Origin of the sequence: Agromyces binzhouensis, from assembly GCF_004135055.1 — a bacterium.
In the GTDB taxonomy this organism is placed as follows: domain Bacteria; phylum Actinomycetota; class Actinomycetes; order Actinomycetales; family Microbacteriaceae; genus Agromyces; species Agromyces binzhouensis.
On the sequence record NZ_SDPL01000078.1, the window covers coordinates 1 to 10,148 of the forward strand.

Sequence of the window (10,148 nt, forward strand, 5' to 3'; positions counted from 1 at the left end):
GCCTCGCGCTTCGCGGTCGCCCGGACCTCGGCGGCCTCGGTCGACGCGGTACCCCGGATCGACGCGGCGTCGCGGTTGGCGTCGTCGCGCACCTGCTCGCTCGACTCGTGCGCGCGGGCGACCATGTCGTCGGCCTCGGCGCGTGCGTTCTCGAGCAGGCGGTTGGCCTGCGCGCGCGCCTCGCTGAGCGTGCGCTCGGCGAGCTCGTGCGCGTCGGAGCGCATGAGGTGCGACTCGTCCTCCGCAGCGCGGCGAAGCTTCTCGGCGTCGATGTCGGCCTGCGCGATGAGGCGGGTCGACTGCTCCTCTGCCACGCGGAGCGTGTTCTCGAGCTTCGTGCCGAGGCCGGAGAACGTCGGGCTGCCGACCTCCTCGAGCTCCGCGGTCAGTTCCTCGATGCGCGCGAGGAGCCGCTTGTTCTCCTTCTGCGCGTCACTGGACGCGTTGTTCGCCGAGATGATCTCGCGGCGGAGCTGGTTGATGCTGCGGTCGACCTCGTCCTTGTCGTATCCGCGGAACACCTGCGTGAACTCGGTCTCTTCGACGGCCAATTCTTCCTCCGGGGTCCGTGTCCCGCGTTGTGGGGGGTTGTGGGGGGCGCGCGGGTCGCCTCCGATCATACGGCCCGGAGCCCGACCACTGGAGGCCCGTGTCATCCAGTCATCGGTTAGGAGACTCCCAGACACCGTCGGTAGTGTGGGGTGTCTTTGTCGGATGCCGCCCCCGCGGCCTGGAGGTTAACCGAGTGCGCTTCGTCCTCGCCATTCTGGCGTTCGCTGCTGCCGCCGTGCTGGTCGGCTTCGGCATCGCCCAACGGACCGTCTTCCTCGAGCCAGACAGGGTCTCGCTCGGGACGGTGGTCGAGAACCAGGCCAGCTACACGGTCCTCACACCCGAGGCCCTCGCCGCGAACCCGGGGAAGCAGACCATCACGGTCTCGGGCGGCGGAGCCGTCTACCTCGCCTACGGGCGCACCGACGACGTCCTCAACTGGATCGGCGACGACCCCTACGTGTCGGTCGGATACGACGGCGAGGCCGGAGAGCTCACCAGCGAGGTGATCGTCGCGCAGCCCGTCGACGACTCCACGCCCACGACCCCCGCGACCGAGGAGCCCGAGGTCGCGGAGGAGTCCGAGGACGCCGAGGCCGAGCCCGACCCCGCCGCGTCGCCGGCGGGCAGCGACCTGTGGCTCGACGAGTTCACCGGCGACCGCACGCTGACCACCACGGTCGACGTGCCCGAGGGGATCACGGTCCTGATCTCGTCCGACGGGACGGCCCCGGCGCCCGGTCGCATCGTCGTCGCGTGGCCGCTCGACAACGCCACGCCGTGGGCCGGGCCGCTCATCGCCGGAGGCGCCCTCCTGTTCCTCGTCGGCATCGTCCTCGTGATCTCCGGCGTCTTCGCCCACCGCCGTTCCCGCGGGCCGCGCCGCAACCTGCCCAAGGGGCCGAAGGGCAAGCTGATGCGGGCACCCCGACCGCAGCGGTCGCAGCGTGCCGCGCTGGGTTCCGGCGGCTCGGGCCGCTCGACCGGCCGCGCGAGGCGCATCGCGCTCCTGCCGGTGCTCCTGGTTCCGGCCATCGCGCTGTCCGCGTGCTCGGCGGACTACTGGCCCGACCTGACGTCGGCACCCGAGACGACGGCGCCGGCCACCCCGGTCGAGACCGCGGCCGAGGGCGAGGAGGCCGAGCCGATCGAACCCGCGGCCCCCGAGGTCGTTCCGGCCGTGACGGTGCCGCAGATGGAGCGCATCATGCGGCGCATCGCGGTCTTCACGACCGAGGTCGATGCCGACGCCGACTCGCAGCGGCTCGCCGAGCGGTTCACCGGCCCCGCGCTCGAGGCGAGGAATGCGAACTACGCGATCCGCAAGTCACTGCCCGACCACGCATCGCTGCCCGCGATCCCCGCTTCGCCGCTGACGCTCACCCTGCCGCAGCAGGTGACTGGCTGGCCGAGGACCGTGCTCACCATCGCGAAGAACAACGACGACGAGACCGTCGCGCCGACGGCCCTCGTCCTCCGCCAGGAGTCGCCGCGCGAGAACTACAAGGTCCTGTACGCGACGGCGCTCGTGCCCGACGCGGACGTGCCCGAGGTCGCCCCGGCGTCCATCGGCGCACCGCCGATCAACCCCGAGTTCAAGGGCCTCATCATGCCGACGGGCCAGGTCGCCCCGGCCTATGCCGACGTCCTGCTGAAGGGCGACGAGTCGGAGTTCGCGCAGTTCTTCGACCCGGAGGGCGACGTCATCCGCCAGCAGCTCGGCGTCGAGGGTCAGAAGGCCATCGCCGACGACCTCCCCGACACGGCCGACGTGGCATTCTCGAACGCGCCCGGCGACAGTCCGACGGTCGCGCTCGCCACGAACGACTCCGGCGCCCTGGTGACCGTCTCGATCACGCAGACCGAGAAGGTCACGCCGAACGACGGCGGCACGATCGGCTTCAAGGAGGGCCAGCCCGGCGCAGCGCTCTCCGGCTTCGACGAGAAGAGCGCCAAGGGCGTGGAGCGCGAGATCGGCATCCAGCTCATGTTCTACGTGCCCGCGGTCGGATCCGACGAGCAGATCCGCCTGCTGGGCTGGTCCGAATCCCTGATCGGCGCATCGGAGGTCAAGTGACGAACGCGTTCCCACCCCACGAGCCCGCGAGCCTGCGCGGTGCGGTCGACCTGTCCTCGCTCGTCCACCGCGATGAGCGACCGGCGACGGGCGCCCCCGGCGCCGCTCCTGCACCAGGAGGCCAGGGCGGCTACGTCGCGGCCGTCGACGACCAGAGCTTCGGCCAGGTGCTCGAGCTCTCGCGCTCGGTCCCGGTCGTCCTCGCCCTGTGGGCGTCGTGGAGCGAGCAGTCCACCCAGCTCGTCGCCGCCCTCGAGCGACTCGTGAACGCCCGCGAGGGTCGTCTCGTGCTCGCGCCCGCCGACGCGGACCGGAGCCCGCAGCTCGTCCAGGCGCTGCAGGCGCAGGCGATCCCCACGGTCGTCGCGCTCGTCGCCGGGCAGCCGGTGCCGCTGTTCCAGGGCGTGCAGCCCGACGAGGTCATCGACCAGGTGTTCGACCAGCTCCTCGAGGTCGCCGAGCGCAACGGCGTGACCGGACGGGTGCCGGGCGCCGAGGGCGAGGGCGACGGCGAGGGCGGAGCAGAGGAGCCCGTCGAGGAGCCGCTGCCGCCGCTGCACCAGGAGGCGTTCGACGCGATCAGCCGTGGCGACTACGCGGCGGCGGCATCCGCCTACCGCTCGGCGATCACGCAGGACCCGCGCGACGACCTCGCGGTCGCCGGACTCGCACAGGCGAACCTGCTCGGTCGCCTCCAGGGCAAGACGCTCGACGAGATCCGGAACCGCGCGGCGACCACGCCGGACGACCTCGACGCCCAGCTCGACGTCGCCGACCTCGACCTCTCCGGCGGCCACGTCGATGACGCGTTCGCGCGGCTGCTCGACCTGTTCCCGACGCTCGACGCCGACGGGAAGAACCGGGTGCGGGAGCGCCTGCTCGAGCAGTTCCAGGTGGTCGGGGTCGAGGACCCGCGCGTCGGCGCGGCGCGGCGCCGGCTCGCGATGCTGCTCTACTAGCCGACTCCCGCAGCGGCTACCCCTCGGGCGTGAACCAGAGGGCGCCGAGCGGCGGCAGCGTGAAGACGGCCGAGGCCGGCTTGCCCGCCCACGGCTCGTCGGTCGCGTCGACCCCGCCCATGTTGCCCACGCCCGAGCCGCCGAACTCCGCGGCATCCGTGTTCAGCACCTCGCGCCAGCGGCCCGCGAACGGCAGGCCGAGCCGTACGCCGTCATGGGGGTTCCCGGCGAAGTTCACGATGCACAGGAGCGGCCGACGGTCGCGGTCGTACCTGAGGAACGCGATCACGTTCATCTCGGCGGCACCGCCCTCGACCCAGTCGAAGCCCGCCGAGTCGTCGTCGAGCTGCCAGAGGGCGGGCGTCTCGGCGTAGGTGCGGTTCAGCCGGCCGACGAGCTCGGCGAGCTGGCGGTGGCTCGGCTGGTCGAGGATCCACCAGTCGAGGCCGCGTTCCTCGCTCCACTCCGAGAGCTGGCCGAACTCCTGCCCCATGAACAGCAGCTGCTTGCCGGGGTGCGCCCACATGTACGCCAGGTAGGCGCGCGTGTTCGCGAGCTGCTGCCAGTGGTCGCCGGGCATCTTGCGCACGAGCGAGCCCTTGCCGTGCACGACCTCGTCGTGGCTGATCGGCAGGATGAAGTGCTCGCTGAACGCGTAGAGGAACGAGAACGTGAGCTCGCCGTGGTGGTGCGCTCGGTACATCGGGTCGCGCTGGATGTACTGCAGGGTGTCGTGCATCCACCCCATGTTCCACTTGTAGCCGAAGCCGAGGCCGCCCGACGAGGTCGTCGCGGTCACGCCCGGCCAGCTCGTCGACTCCTCGGCGATCATGACGATGCCCGGGTTGCGCTTGTAGGCCGTCGCGGTCGCCTCCTGCAGGAAGCCGATCGCCTCCAGGTGCTCGCGACCGCCGTACCGGTTCGGCATCCACTCGCCCTCCTCGCGCGAGTAGTCGAGGTAGAGCATGGATGCCACGGCGTCGACCCGCAGGCCGTCGATGTGCATCTCCTCCAGCCAGAACAGCGCGTTCGCGACGAGGAAGTTCCGCACGCGCGGGTTGCCGTAGTCGAAGACGAGCGTGCCCCAGTCCTTCTGCTCGCCGCGGCGCGGGTCGGCGTGCTCGTAGAGCGGTTCGCCGTCGAACCGGGCGAGGGCCCATTCGTCCTTCGGGAAGTGGCCGGGGACCCAGTCCATGATCACGCCGATGCCCGCCTGGTGCAGCCGGTCGATGAGGTACTTCAGGTCGTCGGGGGAGCCGAACCTGCTGGTGATCGCGAAGTAGCCCGTGACCTGGTACCCCCACGAGCCGCCGAACGGATGCTCCGCGAGCGGCATGAACTCGACGTGCGTGTAGCCGAGCCACTGCAGGTACTCGATGAGCTCGTCGGCGACGTCGCGGTAGCCCTTGCCGGGCCGCCACGAGCCGACGTGCAGCTCGTAGATGCTCATGGGCAGCTCGTGCGGATTGCGGTGCCCGCGCTGCGACATCCACTCGTCGTCGGACCACTCGTGCTGGCTCGCCTCGACGACCGATGCGGTCGCGGGGGCGACCTCGGCGCGCCGGGCCATCGGGTCGGCCTTCATGATCCACTCGCCGGAGGGCGCGAGCAGCTCGAACTTGTACGACGCGCCGGGCTCGACGTCGGGCACGAACAGCTCCCAGATGCCGCTCGAGCCCATGTTCCGCATCGAGTGCCCGATGCCGTCCCAGCGGTTGAAGTCGCCGACCACGCGGACCGCGCTGGCACGTGGGGCCCAGACCGTGAACGAGACGCCGCGCAGCGGTCCGGTGATCGACGGGAACTCGCGGTGGTGGGCGCCGAGCACGCGCCAGAGCTCCTCGTGCCGTCCCTCCTCGATGAGGTGCAGGTCGAGCTCGCCGATGGTGGGCGCGTACCGGTAGGGGTCGTCGGCGGTCCACTCGGTGCCGTCGTCGTACCGCGCGCGCACGCGGTACCCGGTCGGGCCGAACGCGCCGGCGCCCGCCCACACGCCGTGCCCGACGTGGCCGAGCGGCAGCTCGGTCCCGTCGTCGAGCACCGCGACGACGGACGCGGCGAGCGGTCGCCGAGCGCGGATGACGGTGCGTGCGCCGCCCTCGCCGGGCGCCTGGAAGCCGTGCTGGCCGAGGACCTGGTGCGGATCGTGGTACCGGCCCTCCGCGACGGCGAGCAGCAGCTCGTCGGGCACGGGCGGGGCCTGGACTGGCGTGGTGTCGGTCATTCGGCGCCTCGAATCACTCGGAGGATGTGCACCGGCTGCGTGAAGGCATCCAGTCGGACGTAGTTGTGCTCGCTCCACTCCCAGCGATCGCCGGTGACGAGGTCCTCGACGCCGAACGTCCCGCCGGCCGGCAGGTCGATCGCCGCGAGGTCGAGGTGGACGGTGGTCTCCCGCACCGAGTGCGGGTCGACGTTCGCCACGACGAGGATCGTGTCGTGGTCGTCGGGTCCGCGGCCCTCGATGAACCGGCCCTCGAGGTGCTTGGAGTAGACGAGGACCGAGTCGTCGTCGCTGTAGTGGAAGCGGATGTTCCGGAGCTGCGCGAGCGCGGGGTGATCGGCCCGGATGCGGTTCAGGATCCCGAGGTAGAGCGCGAGCGAGGTGCCCTCGGCCTCTGCCTTGGCGAAGTCGCGCGGCCGGTACTCGTACTTCTCGTTGTCGATGGCCTCCTCGGCGCCGGGCCGGGCGACGGACTCGAACAGCTCGAAGCCGGCGTAGACGCCCCACGTGGGCGCCGCGGTCGCGGCGATCGTGGCGCGCACGGTGAACGCCGCGGGACCGCCGAACTGGAGGTACTCGGTCAGGATGTCGGGGGTGTTCACAAACAGGTTGGGCCGCATGAAGTCGGCGGTCTCCTGCGACACGCTCGTCAGGAACTCCTCGAGCTCGGACTTGGTGTTGCGCCACGTGAAGTACGAGTACGACTGCTGGAAGCCGACCATCGCGAGCGCCTGCATCATGGCCGGCCGCGTGAACGCCTCGGCGAGGAAGACGACGTCGGGATCGGTCGCGTTGATGTCGCCGATGAGCCGCTCCCAGAACATCAGCGGCTTGGTGTGCGGGTTGTCGACGCGGAAGATGCGCACGCCCTGCTTCATCCAGTGCCGCACGATGCGCGTCACCTCGACGACGAGCCCCTCGAAGTCGTCGTCGAAGTTGATCGGATAGATGTCCTGGTACTTCTTCGGCGGGTTCTCGGCGTACGCGATCGTGCCGTCGGGCAGCGTCGTGAACCACTCGGGGTGCTCGGTCACCCATGGATGGTCGGGCGACGCCTGCAGCGCCAGGTCGAGCGCGATCTCGATGCCGAGCGCGGCGGCCCGGCGCACGAACGCCCGGAAGTCGGCGAGCGATCCCAGCTCGGGGTGGACCGTGTCGTGGCCGCCGGTGGCGGCGCCGATCGCCCACGGCGAGCCGGGGTCGAACGGTCCGGGCGTGAGCGTGTTGTTCGGTCCCTTGCGGAACGCGAAGCCGATCGGATGGATCGGCGGCAGGTAGACCACGTCGAAGCCCATGGCCGCGACGCCGTCGAGTCGTCGCTGCGCGGTGCGGAAGGTGCCCGACTTCCACGAGCCGTCCTTCTTCAGCTGCCGCGCGCCCTCGGAGCGCGGGAAGAACTCGTACCACGAGCCGACTCCGGCGCGTCGCCGCTCGACGAGGATCTCGTGCTCCTCGGAGTCGGTCGCGAAGCGGGCGAGCGGGCGGGAGCGGAACTCCTCGAGCAGTGGGTCCTCGAGCAGGGCGCGGCGGGCGGATGCGTCGGCGTCCGCGTCGCGCAGCATCGCCGCGTACGCGCGCAGGCGCTTGCGCACCGCGGCGGGACGTTCCGCCTCCTTCGCCGCGCGTTCGGCCAGTCGCGCGCCGATCTCGTACATCAGCTCGACGTCGACGCCCGCGTCGATCTTCAGCTCGGCGTCGTGCACCCACGTGCCGACCTCGTCGCCGAAGCCCGTCACGTGCCAGTGCCAGGTGCCGAGTTCGTCCAGCCGGGCGCGCGCCTCCCAGCCGTCGGTGCCCGGCGCGAGCGGCGACATCCGGTGCCGCGTCTCGACGCCGGACGGGCTCGTCAGCACGAGCATCGCCCCGACGAGGTCGTGCCCCTCGCGGAACACCGTGGCGCGGAACGGGACCACCTCCCCGGAGAACGCCTTCGGATTCCATCGCGGATCGGGCAAGGAGGGCGTGAGCCGGGTCACCGGGATCCGGCCGGCTCGAACTGCACGGTTCGTCACGTTCCGACCGTAGCGCGGATGGGGTGCGACCGATACCGGGTTGCAGCGTGCTGCGCGACTCGGCGGTGTCGCGGTATCCGTTCATATCCAGGACACACGGCGCTGCGTAGGGTGGACCCCGTGAAGCCCATCCGCAAGTTCACCGTCCGCGCCGTCGTCCCGCCCCAGCTCGCCGCGCTCGAAGAGCTCGCCGCGAACCTGCGCTGGTCGTGGCACGAGCCGACCCGGCGCCTGTTCGAGCACATCGACCCCGCGGGCTGGCGCCGGTCCGGGCGCGATCCCATCGCGTTCCTCGGCGACGTCGACGCGCGGCGCCTCGACGAACTGGCGGCCGACGAGGGCTTCATCGCCTGGGCCGAGCGCGAGCGCGACGCGCTGCGCGCCTACGTGACCGAGCCGCGCTGGTACCAGTCGCTCGGCGCAGACACGCCGAGGACCGTCGCGTACTTCTCGCCCGAGTTCGGCATCACCGAGGCGCTGCCGCAGTACTCCGGCGGGCTCGGCATCCTCGCCGGCGACCACCTGAAGGCCGCCTCCGACCTGGGGGTCCCGCTCATCGCGGTCGGCCTGTTCTACAAGGCCGGGTACTTCTCGCAGGCGATCGCGCCCGACGGATGGCAGCAGGAGCGCTACCCGGCCCTCGATCCCGACGGGCTCCCGCTGTCGGTCCTGCGGCGCGCCGACGGCACGCCGGTGCAGGTCACGCTCGCGGTGCCCGGCGGCCGCAGCCTGCACGCGCGCGTGTGGCAGGCCGCGGTCGGCCGGGTGCCGCTGCTCCTCCTCGACACCGACATCCCGGCGAACGACGACGACCTCCGCCAGGTGACCGACCGGCTCTACGGCGGAGGTGGAGAGCACCGCCTCCAGCAGGAGCTCCTCCTCGGCATCGGCGGGGTCCGCGCGATCCGCGCGTGGAGCGGACTGACCGGCCGCCACTTCCCGGACGTGTTCCACATGAACGAGGGCCACGCCGGGTTCCTCGGACTCGAGCGCATCTCGGCGTGCATCGGCGACGGGCTCTCCTTCGCCGAGGCGCTTGAGCTCGTGCGCGCGGGCACCGTCTTCACGACGCACACGCCGGTCCCCGCGGGAATCGACCGCTTCGATCGCGCCCTCGTCGCCAGCTACCTCGAGTCCGGACTGCTGCCCGGGATCGACCCCGCCGACGCGCTTCCGCTGGGCCTCGAGCCCGGCCTGCCCGCTGAGGACAGCGCGTTCAACATGGCGATGATGGGCCTCCGGCTCGCGCAGCGCGCGAACGGCGTGTCGAAGCTGCACGGCGAGGTGAGCCGGCGCATGTTCGGCGAGCTGTGGCCGGGCTTCGACGCCGACGAGGTGCCGATCACGTCGGTCACGAACGGCGTGCACGCCCCGACGTGGACCGACCCGGCGCTGCTCGCGCTCGCCGAGGAGCGGCTCGGCACCGGGGACACCGAGCACGCCGACTGGATGAGCGCCGCGGTCAGCGACGCCGAGCTGTGGGGCGTGAAGCGCGGCATGCGCCTCCAGCTCGTCGAGGACGCCCGACGCCGGCTCGCGAGCGCCTGGGCGGGCCAGCACGGCGGCGCCGTGGCGCCCGACTGGGTGCGCCGCGTGCTCGACCCGGACGTCCTCACGATCGGCTTCGCCCGCCGGGTGCCGACGTACAAGCGACTGACGCTCATGCTGCAGGACCCCGACCGGTTCGCGGCGATCCTCACCAACCCCGACCGTCCCGTCCAGTTCGTGATCGCGGGCAAGGCGCACCCCGCCGACGACGAGGGCAAGCGGCTCATCCAGCGCCTCGTGCAGTTCGCGCAGCGGCCCGAGCTCCGCGAGCGCATCGTGTTCCTGCCCGACTACGACATCGGCATGGCCCAGCTGCTCTACCCGGGCTGCGACGTCTGGATGAACAACCCGCTCCGACCGCTCGAGGCGTGCGGCACGTCGGGGATGAAGGCCGCCATGAACGGCGCGCTCAACCTGTCGATCCTGGACGGCTGGTGGGCCGAGTACGCCGCCGACGACCACGGCTGGGTGATCCCGACGGCCGACGCCGCCGGCGACCAGGCCGAGCGCGACCGGCTCGAGGCATCCGCCCTCTACGACCTCATCGAGCACCGGATCACGCGGCTCTTCTACGATCGCGACCGCGACGGAGTGCCCACCGAGTGGATGGCGCGCGTGCGCCGCACGCTCGCGCACCTCTCGCCCGAGCTGGGAGCGGACCGCATGGTGCGCGAGTACGTCGAGCGGCTGTACCGCCCGGCCGCCGAGCACGCCGCCGTGGTCGGAGCGGAGGGCGCGAAGCCGGCGCGCGAGCTCGCGGCCTGGGGTGCGCGCGT

At 71.6% G+C, this 10,148-nt stretch carries 6 protein-coding genes; 3 read left to right on the plus strand and 3 right to left on the minus strand.

What is annotated here, in order from left to right:
* A partial coding sequence (locus ESO86_RS06085; protein ID WP_129234089.1) for a DivIVA domain-containing protein occupies nucleotides 1-551 on the minus strand: 551 nt, incomplete at its 3' end.
* 194 nt (nucleotides 552-745) lie between these two features.
* On the opposite strand from ESO86_RS06085, the gene ESO86_RS06090 reads away from it, so the two are divergent.
* Both ESO86_RS06090 and ESO86_RS06095 read left to right on the plus strand, forming a co-directional pair.
* A complete protein-coding gene (locus ESO86_RS06090; protein ID WP_129234090.1) occupies nucleotides 746-2,629 on the plus strand; it encodes a DUF8094 domain-containing protein in 1,884 nt (627 codons plus the stop codon).
* Nucleotides 2,626-3,588, plus strand: a complete 963-nt coding sequence (locus ESO86_RS06095; RefSeq protein WP_129234091.1) for a tetratricopeptide repeat protein — start codon at nucleotides 2,626-2,628, stop codon at nucleotides 3,586-3,588. Before ESO86_RS06090 ends, ESO86_RS06095 begins: the two co-directional genes overlap by 4 nt.
* Nucleotides 3,589-3,604: 16 nt before the next feature.
* Here ESO86_RS06095 and glgB read toward each other — a convergent pair whose 3' ends face one another.
* Together glgB and ESO86_RS06105 are read right to left on the minus strand one after the other, a co-directional pair.
* Complete coding sequence (glgB, locus tag ESO86_RS06100; protein ID WP_129234092.1) at nucleotides 3,605-5,812, minus strand: 1,4-alpha-glucan branching protein GlgB; 2,208 nt, start codon at nucleotides 5,810-5,812, stop codon at nucleotides 3,605-3,607.
* Complete coding sequence (locus ESO86_RS06105; protein WP_129234093.1) at nucleotides 5,809-7,824, minus strand: maltotransferase domain-containing protein; 2,016 nt, start codon at nucleotides 7,822-7,824, stop codon at nucleotides 5,809-5,811. The genes glgB and ESO86_RS06105 overlap by 4 nt, the downstream gene beginning before the upstream one ends.
* 120 nt (nucleotides 7,825-7,944) lie before the next feature.
* On the opposite strand from ESO86_RS06105, the gene glgP reads away from it, so the two are divergent.
* Nucleotides 7,945-10,148, plus strand: a 2,204-nt coding sequence (glgP, locus tag ESO86_RS06110) for an alpha-glucan family phosphorylase (protein ID WP_129234094.1), incomplete at its 3' end; no start/stop codon positions are given.

Excerpts from the sequence above, each read along its gene's own strand:
- glgB (WP_129234092.1), bottom strand. The coding sequence starts at position 5,812 with ATGACCGACACCACGCCAGTCCAGGCCCCGCCCGTGCCCGACGAGCTG.